The organism is Paenibacillus sp. IHB B 3084 (assembly GCF_001447315.1).
In the GTDB taxonomy this organism is placed as follows: domain Bacteria; phylum Bacillota; class Bacilli; order Paenibacillales; family Paenibacillaceae; genus Paenibacillus.
The window spans coordinates 34423-54193 of record NZ_CP013206.1 but is presented as its reverse complement, the minus strand read 5'-3'; the positions used below and the strand labels follow the sequence as shown (position 1 = coordinate 54193).

The window sequence follows — 19771 nt, the reverse complement described above, 5'->3', positions numbered from 1 at the left end:
CATGTTAACGATTGGCAAAGCATCTTTTACGTCAAGGCTGCTATTGGGTACAGGAAAATTCCCCGATCTGGATATTCAATCCAAAGCTGTGGAAGCTGCGGAGACCGAAATATTGACGTTTGCCGTGCGGAGATTAAATTTGGAGGAACGGGATAAGCAACATTTTCTGGATACGCTGGATTTGAGTTGTTATACGTTGCTGCCTAATACGGCAGGAGCGACGACAGCGGATGAGGCAGTGCGTATCGCTCAGCTGGCGAGAGCCTCAGGTCTGTGCGATATGATTAAGGTGGAGGTCATTGGGGATAGCAAGACCTTGCTTCCTGATCCTTTTGAAACGCTCAAGGCCAGCGAAAAACTGCTGGAGGAAGGTTTTATCGTGCTGCCTTACATATCGGATGACGTGATTCTTGCCAAAAGGCTGCAAAAGCTTGGTGTACATGCCGTTATGCCTGGAGCTTCCCCCATTGGTACCGGACGCGGCTTGCTAAACCCGTTCTCATTGGAGCTCATTATTGAACAAGCGGAGGTTCCAGTTATCGTCGATGCCGGTATTCGCTCACCTGGAGATGCAGCAATGGCGATGCAACTGGGGGCAGATGCCGTGCTGTTGAATACAGCTGTCTCAGGAGCTCAGGACCCTGTAAAAATGGCTGAAGCGATGAAGCTGGCTGTTCGCGCGGGCAGATACGGTTTTGAGGCGGGCATGATTCCTGTAAAACGTTATGCCTCGGCAAGCAGCCCGACAGAAGGCTTGGTTCAGGCATGAAGGCGACTGAAAAAACTGGTGTGCAAGTACAACAAAATGATCGTTATTCCAGACAGGAAAGATTCGCCCCTTTCGGGCCGGAAGGACAACGTCATCTGGCTTCATCCCACGTACTGATCATAGGTGCTGGAGCGCTGGGTACCGGGATTGCGGAAACGCTCGTTCGTGGAGGCGTAGGCACTGTGACCATTGCAGACCGGGATTATGTGGAATGGAGTAACTTGCAGCGCCAGCAGCTTTTTCAGGAGAGTGACGCCGCAGAGAGGTGCCCCAAAGCAGTAGCTGCCCAGCGAAGACTAAAGGAAATCAATTCGGAAACGATCATACATGCACATGTACTGGATGTTGGGGTAGAGGAATTGGAAGAGCTGATTCAGGGAGTGGACCTCATTATGGATGCCACCGACAACTTTGATACCCGGCTACTTATGAACGATATGGCACAAAAGCATCGCATTCCTTGGATTTATGGGGGATGTGTTGGCAGCTATGGTGTAACCTATACCATTTTACCAGGGAAAACGCCTTGTCTTCATTGTCTGCTTGGAGCTGTACCGTTCGGCGGAGAAACCTGTGATACCGCGGGAATTATAGCACAGGCGGTGCAGATGGTCACGGCCAACCAAACCACGGAAGCCTTCAAGCTACTTGGTGGATACCCGGAGGATCTTAGGGGGAAGCTGCTTTCGTTTGATCTGTGGCAAAATGAGTATGTAGCGATAGCAGTAGACAGTATCAAAAAAGCGGATTGTCCTTCTTGTGGCACTCATCCGACCTACCCTTATTTGTCGGCAGCCCATCGCCAGAAAACAGATGTACTGTGCGGCCGGGATACCGTTCAAATTAGACCAGCGAAGCCGATACAGGTGAATCTTAAAGAAACAGCAGACAGACTGGCTTCTTTGGGAGAGGGAAGAGTGGAGCAAAATCCGTTTCTGGTTTCTTTCAGTCAGGGAGCGCACCGTTTAGTTATTTTTGCAGATGGAAGAGCCTTGATACACGGAACGAAGGACGTAACAGAAGCAAGGAAAATCTATCAGCGCTATTTAGGCTAAACCGTAAAAGCAGGAAGTCTTCCCCCGGGGAATGATTTCTCTGCTTTTTTGTTACAATATAATAAATAATGCTTAAATCATTTGTATCAAATACGTCTGTATCCATATCGCAGTCCTATGTCCAAACACAGGTGGGTGAGAAGAATGAACCCGTTAATTTTACTCGTGAATGGGAATGAAGCATCTGCTACTACGTGCGTGCATCAGTTGGAGCAGGAAGGCTATCAGGTGGTTTACGCCCGCAATATAGCGGAGGGAGAGTCCTATTTAGACGAAAATTCTGTGAATTTGCTGCTACTCAATATGGAGAATGAGCAGGCCGATACACAAGACTTGATCCGCATCATGCAGCAAAATGATCCCACTGTTCCCATGTTCGTAATGACCTCATCGGACGATGAAAACCATATTGTTTCCTGTTTTGAGCAGGGAGCACACGATGTGATTGTCCAACCCTTTTCCCCTAAAGTGTTTCAAGCCAGAGTGGCTAATTTATTGCGGATTTTTGGTACTGCACGTGATGTGAAAAGACCAATACAGGCGGGTGATTTACATATTGATAGTGGAAGTAGACTGGTAAGCAGAGGCGGACAGAAGCTGGAATTAACTCCGAAAGAATTTGATCTTTTGTTTCATCTGGCTATTCATCTAAATCAGGTTTGCAGCAGGCAGCAAATTTTGAAGGATGTCTGGAAGCATGATTATATTGTTGATACGAACGTAGTAGACGTGTATATCAGGCATTTGAGAGTCAAGGTAGACAAAGGACAAAGATTCAAAATGATTCGCACGGAACGAGGCATCGGCTATTCACTCAGAACACCCCCTGAAGCAGAGTAGTAAAGTATGGGGAAATATAAAAAAGCCGAGACCCAGAGTCCCGGCTTGAATAGGCTAAATCAAATGAATGCTACAGCACGCGGCGTGCTTTGATGTATGTTCTTTTCCAGTTGCCAGAGTTCAAATCGGAGTAAGTAACCCCAGGTCCGCCATATGTGTGTAAAATTTTACCTCCACCTACATAGACCGCTACATGTGTAATGTTGCGACCTGTGGCGCGGCTACCGCTCGAAAAGAACACGAGGTCACCCTTTTTCAGATTGGACTTGGATACGGCATGTCCAACTTTGGATTGTGCAACAGAGGTACGAGGCAAGTCGACGCCGTATTTCTGGAATATGTGCTTCATGAAGGAAGAGCAATCAAAATTGCGTGTTGTGCTTGTGGAAGCACCAAATCTATAGGGAGTCCCCAGATATTTTTCACCGTAGTTAATTATTTTTTGACCCACAGAAGTAGCGGTGGCAGCTTGAGCCGTATTTGTTCCCTCTAATGCAAACGTTCCAAAACCGATAGTGGCTGCCACTCCTACGATAATTGCCTTTTTTATGATTTTATGCATGTTCATGTTGTAAGTACCTCCAGAAATTAATTTGTGCAATATTTTGCTGAGCTGCTAACTAACTGACAGCGTTGAGTATAACAGCTTTGAAACCCCCTAATAGTTGGAAAAACACTCTCAAATGCTTGAGGGACAAGGCTTACAAGCCGATTATTAAAAAACGATTAAAAATTACAATTTGTAAAAAATATCGAATTTCACAAATCGGGATAAATGATAAAACTCTTGATTAGCAAGGGTTTTAAGCAGAAAAAATCCTTTTACAAAGGTTACAATAATGTCATAATTAATCTTTGCTTTGGATCACAAGCAGCAGTCCACTTTCGATGGAAATCGTCCCTTTTGGAGCGATCAGCTGGTTGCTGACACCGCGTGATTGTCCCATTTTAAGTGTGGCATTGTGCAGTGGATACATAAATCCATCCAGCTCTATACCGGTTACTTCGGCAGTCATAGGAATGAGAGATGTATATGTATAACCCATAGGCTCAATCTCCAGCGTGGATCCAGTGAGTTCAATATAGTTATGGGCGTCCATAATGGCACAGCTTATATGATGTTGCATCGCACGTACCAATATTTGAACATTAGCCAGCGTATGATCCATCCGTGTCCCCGTGACGCCAAGCATAAGCACATGCTCTGCCTGCTCATCCATGGCAATTTCCAGAGCAAGCTCTGTATCTGTCAGGTCCTTGAGCACGGGATCGCACGAAAGCATACGTTTACTTGCGGATTCAACCCGTGACTTTTCCTCAGGTGTTACTGAATCAAAGTCTCCTACAGATACGTGTGGCGTAATGCCGTGTTCGATCAGGAATAGGGCACCTTTATCTGCACCAATAATGAAATCCCCAGGTTGTATTTGTTGTAGATCTTCCTCGCTAAGACGGCCGCCGGAAAATACAATCGCGCGCTTCTTCGTCATATTCAACATCCTTTCTGTCTGTCATACATCTACATAGCTCATCAGCTTTTAAGTATAACGCGTTAAATATGGCTTGCACAATTTTGGAGGGCATAGCTACAATGAAACAGAAAAAAGGAATTGTAACGCGCATTAGGAAGGAGAGACAAATGATTAACGTTTTGTTTGTGTGTTTGGGTAATATTTGCCGTTCCCCGATGGGGGAGGCGGTACTGAGACATAAAGCGGAGGAACGGGGACTGGGTGCAAAAATTCGGGTAGACTCGGCAGGAACAGGAGACTGGCATATTGGGAATCCCCCGCATGAGGGAACGTTAAACCAGCTCAAGCTGCACGGAATTAGTGAACATGGCCTACAGGCGCGGCAAATGAAAGGTCATGATTTTGAAGCGTTTGATTATATCGTGTGCATGGATGACTCCAATGAGCGAAACATACGCAAAATCGCGGGCGGAGCAGAGGCTGACATATTAAAATTCATGGACCTGCTGCCACAAGAAAAGCTGAGAGAGGTGCCGGACCCATATTTCACCGGGAACTTTGAAGAGACATACCGATTAATGGATGCGGGGTGCAATGCCTTGCTGGACAAAATCATAGAAAAAAAGCTATAATGTGAACGACAGAAGACGGCAAAAATTGCCGTTTTTCGTTATCCAGTTTTGAAAGCGTATCCAATATGCAAAAAAGAGGAGAGAGCATAACGACCCACTCTGGTCGACAAATGCCCAATCCCCATTAGTCTCTGTAGCTTTGGAAAAGCTTCACTCAGGCGCGATCTAAAAAATACATTAGCGCGTCAGGCAGCTCATTTTGCCAAAAGCCCCACAAATGCTTGCCATCCTTTTCTCGATAGGAAACATCGGCGTTCCGTTCGCGGAGCAAATCAGCGCATTGGCGGTTAAGCTCTACAAAATTGTAAATGCCGGTGTCGCTCTCAAATGCATCTTCCTGAAGACCAACCGTCATCCACACTCGCAGATGGGACAGATCACGCTCACGAGCGATAATTTCTTGTGAAGCTTCATAGTAAGCACCGGACAGGCTGATAATACGATTGAACAGTTGGGGATATAGCAAGGCTAAATGCAGAGACACACTGCCTCCCAGTGAATCTCCAGCCAGAATCCGGGACGATGCATCTCTTCTTATAGGATACTTCTGTTCCACATAGGGAATAATCTCTTCTGCAAAACAGGCGGTGTACGCCTCAAAGCGATTGCCAAAGGGAGCATACTCCTGAGTTCTGATTTTCGTGTTGACTTCAACGCCGACGATGATGAAAGGCTCAACGCCTTCGTCCAGAATGAGACGGTTTGCCTGTGTTGCTATACGGCCAAAATTGAAAAATTCCTCTCCGTCCTGACAGTACACGACCGGATAGCTCAAAATTTCATTATAGCCGGGCGGTAAATAAATACGGAGTGTTCTGGTTTCGCCAAGAAAGCGGCTGTTTATTTCGTCTTTTAGGATGGTTCGTTTCAAATACCGGGAATCCGTCATTATTTGTCACCTTTCTGGGGTTTAATTTTGCATTCGGGATCACAATAAGTTAAGATTACCCTGATTGCAATAGATGTTTAAAATTTCAATCATGTACTAAGCTGTTATAGTAAAAAATGTTCCCTGTTACACAAACAAAAATGTGGCAAACTCAAAAAAAATAACTAAATCTTTGACGCAAGCAATATAACAGGTGTATAATAATCCTATAACAGCGGAACTTGATATTCAAATTTTTTTGTTGAGGTGAAGAAAATGAGCAAGGTTCCTTATGAAGTGTACACAGAGGAAGTTGAGGCTCTGTCCGTGCTTTCTCCGGATGGTGAAATTATCAATAAAGATAAATTGCCTAAACTTACAGATGATCAGTTGAAAGAAATTATGTATCGTATGGTATTTACACGTACTTGGGATGATCGTGCCGTTAACTTGGGTCGTCAAGGACGTCTCGGCTTCTACGCTCCGGTATCCGGACAAGAAGCAACAATGATTGGTAGTGAATATGCACTCCAAAAAGAAGACTTTATTGCCCCAGGCTACCGCGATATTCCGCAAATCGTTTGGCATGGCCTGCCATTATATCAAGCATTCCTGTATTCCCGTGGTCATCAACACGGCGGCCAAGTGCCGGACGGTGTTAATGTATTGATGCCGCAAATCATCATCGGCGCGCAAATTTTGCACGCTATGGGTATTGCAATGGGATACAAACTGAAAAAACAAAAACAAGTCGCCATTACATATACAGGTGACGGCGGTTCTTCCGAAGGTGACTTCTACGAAGGCCTGAACTATGCCGGTGTTTACAAGCTGCCAGTTATTTTCTTTGTGCAAAACAATGGCTACGCAATCACAACTCCATTTGCGAAGCAAACGGCTGCTCTTTCGATCGCTCACAAAGCCGTTGCTGCCGGTATCAAAGGCGTGAAAATCGACGGAATGGACGTACTCGCAGTTATCAAGGCTGTTCAAGAAGCTGCTGAACGCGGACGTAACGGCGAAGGCGCGACATTGATCGAAGCTGTAACTTACCGTTTCCGTCCACATTCCCTGTCTGACGATGCAAGTAAGTATCGTTCGAAAGAAGAAGAGGGCGAATGGAATGCGAAAGATCCGATTGCCCGTTTTGCGAAATATCTTGAGAAAAAAGGTCTTTGGACTGAAGAAGATACAGCTCGCGTAAAAGAAGAAGCTAAAGCGAAAGTGAACGAAGAGATCAAAAAAGCCGAGAAAACAGAAAAAATGACCATTTCCGGTCTGATCGACAGCATGTTCGAATCTACGCCTAAGCATCTGGAAGAACAAAAAGCTGATTTTAAATAATTGAGCTTGAAATAAATCAGAGTGACCGGGCGGCATCCCGATCCGGTCTGTCTTTCAATTGGACCTGAACTGAAACTGATCTGTCAATGTTTAAGGAGGAAATGAAGCAAATGGCACAAATGAACATGAAAGAAGCGATTCGTGACGCACTGCGCGTAGAGTTGAAACGCGACCCTAACGTCCTGCTTTTCGGTGAAGATGTAGGTCATGTAGGCGGTGTATTCCGCGCAACAGAAGGTCTGCAAAAAGAGTTTGGCGAAGAACGTGTATTTGATACTCCGTTGGCGGAATCCGCAATCGGGGGTCTTGCTGTGGGTCTGGGTGTCCAAGGATTCCGCCCTGTAGCTGAAATCCAGTTCGTAGGCTTTATCTTTGAAGCACTCGATCAAATGGCAATTCAAGCATCCCGTATGCGCTACCGTTCCGGTGGACGCTACAATTCTCCAATCGTATTCCGTACGCCTTTTGGCGGCGGGGTTAAAGCGGCTGAGCTGCATACAGATTCCCTGGAAGGACTTTTGGCTCAAACACCTGGTATCAAGGTTGTTGTTCCTTCCAATCCTTACGATGCAAAAGGTCTGATGATCGCGGCTATTCGCGATAACGATCCAGTATTTTTCATGGAGCATTTGAACTTGTACCATGCATTCCGCGCTGAAGTTCCTGAGGATGATTACACAGTTGAACTGGGTAAAGCGAACGTAGTTCGTGAAGGTTCCGATGTTACAATCATCACTTATGGTTTGATGGTACACACTTCTGTCAAAGCTGCTGATGAACTGGAAAAAACAAAAGGTATTAAAGTCGAAATTATTGACCTGCGTACCGTTAGCCCAATTGACATTGATACAATCGTGGCTTCCATTCAAAAAACAAATCGTGCCATCGTTGTTCAAGAAGCGCAAAAGAGCTCTGGCGTAGCTGCTGAAGTGATTGCACAAATTAACGAAAAAGCAATTCTGCATCTGGAAGCACCAGTTCTGCGTGTGGCAGGTCCAGATACCGTTTATCCTTTTGCTCAAATTGAAGATACTTGGTTGCCAACGCCAACACGTATCATTGATGCGGTTAATAAAGTACTGGAATTTTAATTAAAGCACACCGTAAATTTGGGAGGTTTTAAACGTGGCTAAATTTGAATATAAATTCCCGGAGCTGGGTGAAGGTCTTCACGAAGGCGAAATCATCAAGATGCACATCAAGCCCGGCGACAAAGTAACAGATGAAGATATCATCATGGAAGTACAAAACGACAAGGCTGTAGTTGAAGTTCCATGTCCGGTCAATGGTACGGTTCAAGAAGTATTTGCCAAAGACGGAGACATCTTTAACATAGGTCAAGTCGTAGCTGTAATCGATGCGGAAGGTGAACTTCCTGAACAAGAAGAAGCACCGGAAGCTCCAGCTGCTAGCCCTGAGCCAAGTGCTGCTGCACAAGGCGGAGCTGCAGGTACAGCTAGATTTGAATATAAATTCCCGGAGCTGGGTGAAGGTCTTCACGAAGGCGAAATCATCAAGATGCACATCAAGCCCGGCGACAAAGTAACAGATGAAGATATCATCATGGAAGTACAAAACGACAAGGCTGTAGTTGAAGTTCCATGTCCGGTCAATGGTACGGTTCAAGAAGTATTTGCCAAAGACGGAGACATCTTTAACGTAGGTCAAGTTGTGGCAGTAATTGCTGCAGAGGGTGAGCTTCCTGAACAAGAAGAAGCACCGGCTGCCGCTAAACAAGAACAGGATGCTGCACAAGGCGGAGCTAACACAAAACCAGCTGCAACTCCTGCTGCAACAAACAAAGACGTGCTGGCTACTCCTAGCGTACGCAAATTTGCACGTGAGCAAGGTGTAAACATCGCTCAAGTGAGTGGCTCCGGCAAAAATGGTAAAATCACTAAAGAAGATGTAGAAGCTTTCAAAAATGGTGGAGGCCAAGCGGCTGCACCAGCAGCGAAAGAAGCTGCAAAAGCACAAGAGCCAGCTAAAAAAGAAGCGAAACCTGCAGCATCATCCGCGCCAGTAGCAGATCCACGTGCTGAGGAAGAACGCGTACCATTTAAAGGTATCCGCAAAGCGATTTCCAACGCTATGGTTAAATCGGCTTACACAGCTCCACACGTTACGATTATGGACGAAGTGGACGTAACCGAGTTGGTTGCTTTCCGTACTCGTATGAAACCAATCGCTGAGAAGAAAGGCACGAAAGTAACATACCTGCCATTCATCGTAAAAGCATTGGTTGCAGCTTCCCGTCAATTCCCGGCTCTGAATGCCTCGATCGACGAAGAAGCAAACGAAATCGTCTACAAAAAATACTACAACATCGGTATTGCTACAGATACAGATAACGGTCTGATCGTTCCTGTAATTAAAGATGCTGACCGTAAGAGCATTTGGATGATCGCTGATTCCATTCGTGATCTGGCTGTACGCGGTCGTGATGGTAAACTGGCTGCCAATGAGATGAGAGGAAGCACAATTTCTATCTCTAACATCGGTTCCGCAGGCGGTATGTTCTTTACTCCAATCATCAACTTCCCTGAAGTAGCGATCTTGGGAACTGGCCGTATCAGTGAAAAAGCAGTAGTGAAAAACGGTGAAATTGTTGCCGCTCCTGTAATGGCTCTTTCCTTGAGCTTTGACCACCGTATTATTGACGGTGCAACTGCTCAAAACTTCATGAACTATATCAAACAGCTGCTCGCTAACCCTGAGTTGCTTGTTATGGAGGTGTAATCAATGGTAGTAGGAGACGCTTCTCTGGATATTGACACATTGGTTATCGGTGCGGGTCCTGGCGGCTATGTAGCTGCTATCCGTGCTGCACAATTGGGACAAAACGTATTGATCGTTGACCAATCGGAGCTGGGCGGTGTCTGTCTGAACCGTGGATGTATTCCTTCCAAAGCTTTGATCTCTGCAGCTCATCAATACGAAGCTGCCAAACACGGCGAGTCGTTTGGTATTACGGCTGAGAACGTAAAAGTAGACTTTGCTAAAACACAAGAATTCAAAAACAGTGTTGTTAAGAAAATGACTGGCGGCGTAAGTGGTCTGCTTAAAGGCAACAAAGTTGAAGTTTTCAATGGTGAGTGCATGTTCATCAACGAAAACGAGGCGCGTGTATTCAACGAACATGAATCACCACGCTACCGTTTTAAAAATGCGATTATCGCAACAGGTTCCCGTCCAATTGAATTGAAACCATTCCCGTTTGGCGGACGTATTCTGTCTTCTACAGAAGCGTTGAACTTGCCTGAAATTCCGAAAAGCCTGATCGTAATCGGCGGTGGATACATTGGTGCAGAGCTTGGACAAATGTACTCCAAATTCGGTTCCAAAGTAACAATCATTGAAGGTATGGATACCGTTCTTCCTGGCTTCGACAAGGATATGACTTCGATCGTTGCGAAGAGCATGAAGAAAACCGGTATTGAAATCTTCACTGGCGCTAAAGCGGAAAGTGCAGAGCAAACAGATAAAGACGTAACGGTGAAATTCTCCGTTAACGGCGAAAGCAAAGAAGTAACTGCTGATTATCTGCTTGTAACTGTTGGACGTCGTCCAAACACAGACGGTGAACTGGGTCTGGATCTGATCGGCGTAGAACTGGATGAGCGTGGAATGGTGAAAGTTGATCACCAAGGACGTACTAGCATTCCTCACATCTTTGCAATCGGCGATATCGTAGCTGGTCTTGCTCTGGCGCACAAAGCTTCTTACGAAGGTAAAGTAGCTGCTGAAGCAATTGCAGGCGAGCCGTCTGTAGTAGATTACAAGTGTATGCCGGCTGTTGTTTTCACAGATCCAGAATGTTCCAGCGTAGGCTACACTGAGACACAAGCTAAAGAAAAAGGCCACAATGTCAAAGTCGGCAAGTTCTCTTATGGAGCAAACGGCCGTGCCGTTTCCCTGAACGCTACTGAAGGCTTTGTTAAAATCGTAGCTGACGCAGACACAGGTCTGGTACTGGGTACGCAAATCGTAGGTCTGGAAGCTTCCAACCTTATTGCTGAGCTGGGTCTGGCGATTGAAATGGGTGCTACACTCGAAGATATCTCCTTGACTATTCATGCTCACCCTACACTGGGCGAAATCGTTATGGAAGCAGCGGAAGTCGTGCTGGGTCATCCGATCCACGCATTGGCACCACGTCGCTAATCCCAATTCATTATCTCGTTTTTGATTTTCATACATGGAAAGAGAGGCAAGGAGCGCTATATCTGCGTTCTTTGCCTCTTTTTTTCATATTTTAGGATTTTCAGGACGTCTATGAAAATTCACACAGTAGATAGTCAATAAAGCGTAGTCCATGATAAACTAAATATAGATATGTGTGCAGAATAGCAGGTCTTTTCTAGATTAGAATTTGACGCTGCGGACATTGAATACTGGATACTGTACGTGAATGTGATACGCTTTTAACGTTCATATACGTTCGGATTTTATTAATGCCGATGTTTATTCATGCTTAAAGGAGAGAAATAAAATGCGCAATTACTTGGATTTGCTGGAGGATATATTGAAAAATGGAGTGAAAAAAGAGGACCGTACTGGAACGGGAACACTCTCTGTTTTCGGAAGACAGCTCCGCTTTGATCTGGCCAAGGGCTTTCCCTTGGTAACAACTAAAAGAGTACACTTGAAATCCGTTATCCATGAGTTGTTGTGGTTCTTGCGGGGAGATACCAACATTTCTTACCTCAAGGAGAACGGGGTTACCATTTGGGATGAATGGGCAGATGAGCAGGGGAATCTGGGCCCTGTATATGGATCGCAATGGCGCGCGTGGGAAACAACAGACGGACAACATATTGACCAGATTACAAATGTCATTGAAGCGATTAAAAACAACCCGGATTCCCGACGACATATCGTCAGCGCTTGGAATGTGGCTGAAATCGATTCAATGAAGCTCCCGCCATGCCATTTCGTATTTCAGTTTTATGTGGCCGGAGGGAAGCTTTCTTGCATGCTGACCATGCGTTCAGTCGATACCTTCCTTGGACTTCCTTTCAATATCGCCAGTTATGCATTGCTAACGCATATGGTTGCACAGCAGTGTGGTTTGGAGCCAGGCGAATTCATTTGGTCAGGCGGCGATGTGCATATTTATTCAAATCATATGCAACAAGTGCATACGCAGCTGGAGCGTGATCCTTATCCGTTGCCTCAGCTCAAAATCCTTCGTAAACCGGATTCAATATTTGATTATACGTATGAGGACTTTGCTTTCGAGAACTATGAATATCATCCGGGTATCAAGGCGCCTGTCGCTATCTGATTTGGGGGAGCTGTGAGTTATGAGCATTTCGATGATATGGGCTATGGCACAAAACGGCGTCATTGGCCGGGATAACAGTCTTCCTTGGCGCCTGCCGAGAGACATGGCATTTTTCAAGGAGCAGACCATCGGTAAAACCGTACTCATGGGACGCAAGACATGGGAATCCTTTGGCGGAAAAAGCCTGCCTAAGCGGCGTAACGTTATTTTGACCCGTGATCAGAGCTACCTGGCTGAAGGTGCAGAAGTGATCCATTCTCTGGAAGAAGGACTCCAATTGGCGGCGCAGGAAGAACTGATGATCATCGGCGGCGCGGAGATTTATTCACTGTTCTGGACACATGCTGATCGGCTAATTGTCACCAGGATTGATGAGAATTTCGAGGGAGATACGACTTTTCCCGAGCTGGATTGGAACGGCTGGAATGTAGTCAGTGAGACTCCCGGTGTCAAGGATGAAAGAAACCCGTATGACTACCGTTTTGTCGTTTACGAGAGGACGAAGTAAGATTGGGATACATTTGACCTCGCTCATTTGAAAAATTAATGAACCATATAAAAAATCCTTTTGGCTGTTGATGCAGAAAGTTGCATAAGTTTTCATTACTTTTGCGCTGTATTGTGATACAATAAATCAAATTCAACGAGAATAGACCCTTTCATGATACAAACAGACAAATTCGAATTTGACTTGAGTTCGGATGGATGAACGGGGTTCATAAGCGAAGAGATGGGGGAACGTAACATGTCTACACCAACTGGATTTATGGAATACACACGACAGCTTCCTACAGACCGGGATCCGGCAGAGCGTATTAAGGATTGGGAAGAATTCCATAAGCATATGTCCGAAGAAGAGCTGCGTACCCAAGGGGCACGTTGTATGGACTGCGGAACTCCTTATTGTCATACGGGGATGGACATCATGGGAGCGACTTTGGGCTGCCCAGTTCATAATCTGATTCCGGAATGGAACAATCTCGTATATCGCGGTTTGTGGAAGGAAGCGCTGGATCGGTTGCACAAGACGAATAACTTCCCGGAATTTACCGGGCGTGTCTGTCCTGCGCCATGTGAAGGTTCCTGTACGGTCGGCCTGATCGGGCAATCTGTTACGATCAAGACGATTGAGGAAGCTATTATCGAAAAAGGCTTTGAGGAAGGCTGGGTTGTTCCTAATCCGCCGGAGAAGCGTACAGGCAGACGAGTAGCTATTGTCGGCTCGGGTCCGGCAGGACTGGCTGCTGCTGCGCAGCTTAACAAAGCAGGACACAGCGTAACTGTGTACGAGCGCGCGGATCGTGTTGGCGGGTTGCTGATGTACGGCATTCCTTCTATGAAGCTGGACAAAAAGGTTGTTCAGCGTCGTGTGGATTTGCTGGAGGCGGAGGGCATTCAATTCATTACGAATACAGAGATCGGAAAGGATATTCCTACCGATCAGCTGATTGCTGAGTATGATGCGGTTGTACTGTGCGGTGGCTCTACGAAGCCGAGAGAATTCAATATTGAAGGTAGCGATTTGAATGGAGTTCATTATGCGATGGATTATTTGAATGGTACCATCAAGAGCTACCTGGATTCCAATCTGGAAGATGGCAATTATTTGTCCTCCCAAGGTAAGGATGTTATTGTAATCGGTGGTGGTGATACAGGTTCGGACTGTGTGGCTACTTCGTTGCGTCATGGCTGTCGAAGTGTTACACAATTTGGTACACATGCCAAAGCTCCTGTGGAACGTGACCCTATTGCCAATCCTTGGCCACAATTTCCGAATGTGTACACTCTTGATTATGCACAGCAGGAAGCGAAGGCTATATTCGGGGAAGATCCGCGTGAGTTCTCCATCATGACCACCAAGTTTGTAGGTGATGAGAACGGTAATTTGAAAGAGCTGCACACGATTCAAATTCAGCGTATTGTGGATGAAACAGGTCGCAAGATCTATCAGCCTGTTCCGGGTACGGAGCGCGTATTCCCGGCACAGATTGCTCTCATTGCGATTGGATTCGACGGTCCTGAGCAAACAATTGTGGAGCAAATTGGTTTGGAAACCGATCGTCGTTCCAACGTTAAAGCACGTTACGGGAAATATGTTACGAATGTAGATAAGGTTTTTGCTGCTGGTGATATGCGTCGCGGGCAAAGCCTTGTTGTGTGGGCCATTAATGAAGGTCGGGAAGCTGCACGTGAGGTCGATAAATACCTGATGGGCGCTACCGTTTTAGTGTAAATATAAGTTATATATTTAGTTATCCAGTCAGAGCTCCATCCTCGGATGGGGCTTTGTTGCGTTTAAAGGACTAGCGTGCTCAGGTTAGTAAAATCTGAATGGATAACCATTTAATTACGAGATTTTTCTAAAACATTATTTGTTACCATTGTATGTAAAGGATTTTGAATTAAATGTTATATAATATGACTTATAAAATATTTTTCAAATCTATAGATCTGTTTTATACAGCGATCATAACATATAACAGGAGTAAAATGTAGCTTTTTTATTGAATAATGAAATTATTTTGCGTGAATAATCAAAAATTCGTTTTATGTGTTATGTAAAATAACATGAATATAACTCGTGTAGTTATGTAAAAGTGATTTTAGATGAAAATTCATTTAAATCATCATCCTGTATAGCTCTTTTACCATAGACCTTATAGATAATGACAGTAACTATTATCGTTACAAGGTTTCGTAAATCATCACCTGAGAGAATGATGCTATCTATGGTATAATACACGTATATTGTTGGAGCGCTAGAACAAGTGAATGGACAAAGGAGCTTTCGCCGGGAGAAGGCTCCTTTTGCATGAGGCCCTGCTTGTATTTCATTTACCTTTCGTTTATTACGTGTGAGTCAGGGAAGGGAAGCAGAGGGCCGTCAGGAAGGAATGGAATATGAATGAAGACGTTAATTATTGCTGAAAAACCGGATATGGGGCGCACCATTGCGGCTGTTATGGAGCCGAGGGCTAAAAATAACCGTACCTATCTGGAGGGGGAGAAATATATTGTAACTTGGGCGATCGGTCATTTGCTGGGTCTTGCTGAGCCGGATGCATACGATGCCAAGTACAAACGCTGGAATATTAAAGATCTTCCCATTATCCCTGAGCAGTTTAAAATCGTACCGAATCCGAAAACAAAAGATCAGTTAAAAATAATTGGTGAGTTGGCCAAACGCTGCAATGCAATCGTGAATGCTTGTGATGCAGGGCGAGAAGGGCAATATATTTTTGCGTTGATTCAACAGCAGTTAAAGCTGCGTCAGCCGGTCAAGCGACTGTGGATCTCAGATTTAACGGCAGAGAGTATTGCGTCAGGCTTCGAGCGCTTGCGAGATGCTTCGGAGTTTGAATTTCTGACTCAGGCTGCGCGGGCACGAAGTGAAGCAGACTGGTTGATTGGTATGAACGCCTCTAGAGCCTTTACAACACGGCATAATGCGTTGTTGTCAGTCGGACGGGTGCAGACCCCTGTGCTGGCATTGATTCATGATCGTGAAAAGGAAATTGAGGCGTTTCAGTCTCAAACGTTTTATGACGTGTGGGCCGAGTTTAAGCAAGATCAGATCAAGTACAAAGGTGCGTGGCAGGGAGATCGGCTCACCAAATCGGAAGAAGCTGAGGCGATAGCAGCCGCAGTTCGCGGAAAAACAGGTAAAATCATCAAATACGATGTGAAGCAGACCAAGGAATATCCGTTCAAGCTGTACGATTTGACGCTGCTTCAACGCGAGGCGAATGCCAAGTATAGTTATTCAGCCAAAAAAACACTGGATGTAGCACAAGCGCTTTATGAGCGGCATAAGGTCATTTCCTATCCGCGTACTAATTCCAACTATGTAACGGAGCAAAATATAGACGGTATGCACAAGGCGCTTCGTATGCTGGGCACAGGTCCTTATGCTGATCTGGTACAGCAAGCGAACCCCAATTTGGTCCATAAACAGAATAAAGCTGTCTGCAATCCATCCCGTGTTGAGGATCACCATGCTATATTGCCGACGCTGAAAAGACCGGGAACACTCAGCAAAGAGGAACAAAATGTATATGACCTGATAATCCGCAGGTTTTTGTCACATTTCTTCCCGCCTGCCGAATATAAAATGCATACCGTGATGACTCAGGTGGACAAGCATCTGTTCAAAACAAACATTAAGGAACTTCTGTCCTTGGGCTGGAAGGTAGTTCTGAGCAAGGCAGATCAGGATAAAGGAAAAAAGAGCAAAGCACCGAAGAAAGAGGAAGAAGAGGAAACGGACGAATGGACGGACAAGAAGTTTGAGATTGATGCAGGTCGTCCGGTGGATTGCACTCGTGCCGAGATGAAAGAGAAGGCCACGCAGCCGCCTAAAAGCTACACAGAGGGCACGTTGCTTAAAGCCATGGAGAGCGCAGGAAAGCAGATGGAGAACGAGGAGCTGCGCGAGGTCATGAAGGATGCGGGACTGGGTACGCCGGCGACACGTGCTGCTACGATTGAACGCTTGAAGAAGGTTGGCTACATTGAAATGAAGGGTAAAAAGATCCTCATTACGGATAAGGGGAAAATGGCTATTGATCTGATTCGTCATGCGGGGGTTGACCTGCTTGCCTCGCCGGAAATGACAGGCCAATGGGAACGCCGTTTGCATCAAATTTCCAAGGGGGAAGCTGCCCAGGAAAAGTTTATGGATAACGTTAAAAAGTTTACCTTATCCATCATTGACAAGGTGAGGCAGCAACCACCGGCTCCAGCGAACGCTTTTGGCGAGGAAGCAAGAGGCAAACGCTCGGGTAGTAAGGGAGCCACCCGTAGTGGAGGCGCAAGCGGAAGCATCACCACCCAAGGGTCTGCACGCGCTCCGTCACGGCGTACCAACAACTCGGGCGGAGCATCGTCACTGGAGCAAGTGCCATCGGGCGCAGGAGGGCGTACTGCGGCTGCATCGGGTTCAGCTGGGAGTAGCTCAAGCGCGAGGGCAGCACGAGCTTCGTCCGCCGAGCCGTCGGGCACTTCGCCGGGCCAAAGGCAGACTTTAGGCAGCTGCCCGCGGTCGAATTGCGGCGGGAGCATTATCGAAGGCCGCAAAGGATATGGATGCAGCCACTACAAGCAGGGCTGTGGCTTTGTCGTCTGGAAGGAATATGCTGGCAAGCAGATTACGGAAACGATGCTCAAGTCTCTGTTGACGAAGGGACAGACACAGCTGCTATCTTTTAAGCGTAAAGATGGTTCGACCGTCAAAGCAAGAATTGTTCTGAATGAACCAGGTACAGGGCAACTTAGCGTTCGTGAGGAAAACTGATACAGGTACAGAGTATGATTTTCGACAGATTGAAAAAGAAGGCCTTTTCTAGCTGCCATCAGATGATTTCTGAATTCATCAGGAGTCATCTTTTTTTATGTCCCGTACACCAAAATTCCCCATAAGAGATGCTTTTATAACATTTTATTAAACATTTGTAAGCTTCCAACCGATAAAACAAATAAGGGTTATGCAAAAGCATTTTTTTAAGGTAGTTTATAAAGCAGACTCTATGCATAGCGTTCAAAAAACTTTCCATAGCGGACTGTGCAAATCAGGAAGAAAAGTTGATGTGCTTTAAAACGTGAAGGCAATCGTTTCACATGAAAACTTTTTTACGGGAGATGATGGAAGGATCGTGGAAGAGAAAACGGTAAATGTGGCAGATTCACTGCAATTACGTAAGCTGGGCAACTCGGATTTAAAGCTGTCACCGCTGGGGCTTGGGTGTTGGCAGTTCAGCAATGGAAAAGGGATAGTCGGGAAATTCTGGCCAGTGCTGCGGCGGGAGGATATACGGCAAATCGTTCAGACCAGTTTAGAAGGTGGAGTTAATTGGTTTGATACCGCCGAAGCATACGGTGGCGGACAGTCTGAGCAGCTACTGGCCGGCACGCTGAATGAGATCGGAGGACCGCTCGCGGAACAGGCGAATATCGCTACGAAATGGTGGCCGGCCTTTCGGACCGCAGGCAGTATCACAGCAACGATTGATGAACGTATTCGCCATTTGGATCAACGGACGATTCATCTCTACCAGGTGCATTCGCCTTACTCCTTTGCTTCGGTTGGCGCCGTGATGAATGCGATGGCTAAACTGGTTGGGCAAGGAAAGATTAAATATGTGGGCGTAAGCAACTTTTCCGCGCAACAAATACGTGAAGCCGATCGTGTGCTGCGTGAGCACGGCCTTCGCCTAGTTTCGAATCAAGTGAAATACAGCCTACTCGACCGGAGAATCGAACAGAACGGAATTCTGGACACGGCTAAAGAGCTTGGCGTGGCGATCATCGCATATTCTCCGCTAATGCAGGGGATCTTAAGTGGAAAATTCCATAATAATCCTTCTCTGGTCAAGTCGATCAAGGGTCCGCGCAAGTGGACGACGGCATTCCGGGATTCGGGGCTGCGGAGATCGAAGCCACTAATTGAAACATTGGAACAGCTGGCTCAACAATATAACGTGACGCCAACGCAGATTGCCCTGAATTGGCTGATTAACGCTCACGGAGAGAACGTATTTGCGATACCTGGGGCTTCAAAAGTACATCATGCTGTGGAAAATGTGAAGGCGATGCAGTTTACCTTGACAGCCGGTGAGATTGAGATGGTCAGCCACGTTTCCAACCAAGTGCTGAGATCAAAGTGATCATGGCTCAAATAGTGGAATATTCCGTTGGAAAATGAACTTCGCCGGTATGCTGTCTAACACCTCCATGACTAGGACGATATTGTCCATGTGCGCTCCTTAACTCTTGGTTGACATTAATGCTTCGTTCGCAGGCGGAAGAATGGCATGCTTCTTCCTTGATAAAGGTTAGGCGCGACATTTCTTGCAAGGACATTCTTTTCTTCGGGGTGCTACGCTTTGTGACTAGACCTTGGATATATCCTCCGCAGTAAGCTTACTTGTTCTTAATCAGTTGTGGAGGGGGTTCCCTCTTGTTTTCCTGGTTTGATTTTGGCTTTCTCCTAAAAATGTTGGAAAAAGCACGTTTTACTCTTCCGAAGTTGCACTCCAACTGTCCTTCACTCCCCGTGTACACTCACGTCGCTATTTTCGGCGAAACATCGAATGCGAGAGAAGCTTTGGAACGTCATTTTTTAGGTGGATCACAAATCCATCATTTTTTAAAAAAAAGCTAAGCCGCTAAAGTTGTGCAGATTGTTATTTCTGAATCTTGGGGGATGAGAGAAATTAAGTAAAATGAACTGGAGTTGTCGGATGACAGGAATTTAGTGGCTTGCTGAAGTATTTTAATCAGCAGCTAACAACGTATTGTAAAACTATATAAAGGTAAATGTTTTGAGAACTCAAGGTCAGCTCCTACCGAATGTAGAAGGAAGAAGCATAAGAGCATGCTCAAAAGATCTAAAAAATATACGAATGTATTTCCCGTTAATCGTAAACACCTCGAAAGTGGTGGACACAAAGCCATGGGTCTAAAGCTGGATTAAACAGCCATGATTGCCAGGTTGCCGAAGGAAACC

The 19771-nt window shown here is 45.9% G+C and carries 16 protein-coding genes and 1 riboswitch; of the genes, 13 read left to right on the top strand and 3 right to left on the bottom strand.

Annotation, left to right across the window (positions count from 1 at the left end; genetic code table 11):
* Position 1 precedes the first annotated feature (1 nt).
* The 3 genes from ASL14_RS26575 to ASL14_RS26565 all read left to right on the top strand — a co-directional run bounded on the left by ASL14_RS26575 (position 2) and on the right by ASL14_RS26565 (position 2664).
* A complete protein-coding gene (locus ASL14_RS26575; protein ID WP_134914788.1) occupies positions 2-769 on the top strand; it encodes a thiazole synthase in 768 nt (255 codons plus the stop codon).
* Entirely contained in the window at positions 766-1824 is a 1059-nt protein-coding gene (locus ASL14_RS26570) for a ThiF family adenylyltransferase (RefSeq protein ID WP_134914787.1), read from the top strand. The genes ASL14_RS26575 and ASL14_RS26570 overlap by 4 nt, the downstream gene beginning before the upstream one ends.
* A 144-nt stretch (positions 1825-1968) precedes the next feature.
* Positions 1969-2664: a response regulator transcription factor gene (locus ASL14_RS26565; protein WP_134914786.1), complete on the top strand. Its 696-nt coding sequence runs from the start codon at positions 1969-1971 to the stop codon at positions 2662-2664.
* Positions 2665-2734: 70 nt separating this feature from the next.
* Here ASL14_RS26565 and ASL14_RS26560 read toward each other — a convergent pair whose 3' ends face one another.
* Positions 2735-3232 (bottom strand): C40 family peptidase, encoded by a 498-nt coding sequence (locus ASL14_RS26560; protein WP_134914785.1) that lies wholly within the window; start codon positions 3230-3232, stop codon positions 2735-2737.
* 280 nt (positions 3233-3512) lie between these two features.
* A complete protein-coding gene (locus ASL14_RS26555; protein ID WP_134914784.1) occupies positions 3513-4154 on the bottom strand; it encodes a thiamine diphosphokinase in 642 nt (213 codons plus the stop codon).
* Positions 4155-4303: 149 nt separating this feature from the next.
* On the opposite strand from ASL14_RS26555, the gene ASL14_RS26550 reads away from it, so the two are divergent.
* Positions 4304-4768: a low molecular weight protein-tyrosine-phosphatase gene (locus tag ASL14_RS26550; protein ID WP_134914791.1), complete on the top strand. Its 465-nt coding sequence runs from the start codon at positions 4304-4306 to the stop codon at positions 4766-4768.
* 154 nt (positions 4769-4922) lie between these two features.
* Here the strand turns inward: ASL14_RS26550 and ASL14_RS26545 are convergent, their stop codons facing one another.
* Positions 4923-5657: an alpha/beta hydrolase gene (locus ASL14_RS26545; protein WP_134914783.1), complete on the bottom strand. Its 735-nt coding sequence runs from the start codon at positions 5655-5657 to the stop codon at positions 4923-4925.
* Between the two features lie 255 nt (positions 5658-5912).
* Between ASL14_RS26545 and pdhA the strand changes: the two genes are divergently transcribed.
* The 9 genes from pdhA to ASL14_RS26500 all read left to right on the top strand — a co-directional run bounded on the left by pdhA (position 5913) and on the right by ASL14_RS26500 (position 18929).
* A complete protein-coding gene (gene pdhA, locus ASL14_RS26540) occupies positions 5913-6980 on the top strand; it encodes a pyruvate dehydrogenase (acetyl-transferring) E1 component subunit alpha (RefSeq protein WP_134914782.1) in 1068 nt (355 codons plus the stop codon).
* A gap of 110 nt (positions 6981-7090) precedes the next feature.
* Positions 7091-8071 (top strand): alpha-ketoacid dehydrogenase subunit beta, encoded by a 981-nt coding sequence (locus ASL14_RS26535; RefSeq protein ID WP_014281492.1) that lies wholly within the window; start codon positions 7091-7093, stop codon positions 8069-8071.
* 34 nt (positions 8072-8105) lie between these two features.
* Complete coding sequence (locus ASL14_RS26530; protein WP_134914781.1) at positions 8106-9719, top strand: 2-oxo acid dehydrogenase subunit E2; 1614 nt, start codon at positions 8106-8108, stop codon at positions 9717-9719.
* A gap of 3 nt (positions 9720-9722) precedes the next feature.
* A complete protein-coding gene (gene lpdA / locus ASL14_RS26525) occupies positions 9723-11144 on the top strand; it encodes a dihydrolipoyl dehydrogenase (RefSeq protein ID WP_134914780.1) in 1422 nt (473 codons plus the stop codon).
* A 328-nt stretch (positions 11145-11472) separates the two neighbouring features.
* The gene (gene thyA, locus ASL14_RS26520; protein ID WP_134914779.1) at positions 11473-12267 is read left to right on the top strand and encodes a thymidylate synthase; all 795 of its coding nucleotides are present in this window, start codon (positions 11473-11475) and stop codon (positions 12265-12267) included.
* 19 nt (positions 12268-12286) lie between these two features.
* Positions 12287-12775, top strand: a complete 489-nt coding sequence (locus tag ASL14_RS26515) for a dihydrofolate reductase (protein ID WP_044648484.1) — start codon at positions 12287-12289, stop codon at positions 12773-12775.
* A 237-nt stretch (positions 12776-13012) separates the two neighbouring features.
* Positions 13013-14500 (top strand): glutamate synthase subunit beta, encoded by a 1488-nt coding sequence (locus ASL14_RS26510; RefSeq protein WP_134914778.1) that lies wholly within the window; start codon positions 13013-13015, stop codon positions 14498-14500.
* Positions 14501-15172: 672 nt separating this feature from the next.
* Positions 15173-17560, top strand: a complete 2388-nt coding sequence (locus ASL14_RS26505; RefSeq protein WP_134914777.1) for a type IA DNA topoisomerase — start codon at positions 15173-15175, stop codon at positions 17558-17560.
* A gap of 358 nt (positions 17561-17918) precedes the next feature.
* Positions 17919-18929 carry an aldo/keto reductase gene (locus ASL14_RS26500; RefSeq protein WP_134914776.1) on the top strand — a complete coding sequence of 337 codons (1011 nt, stop codon included), beginning with the start codon at positions 17919-17921 and terminating at the stop codon, positions 18927-18929.
* A 745-nt stretch (positions 18930-19674) separates the two neighbouring features.
* Positions 19675-19764, top strand: a riboswitch (cyclic di-GMP riboswitch).
* The last annotated feature ends 7 nt before the right edge of the window (positions 19765-19771 follow it).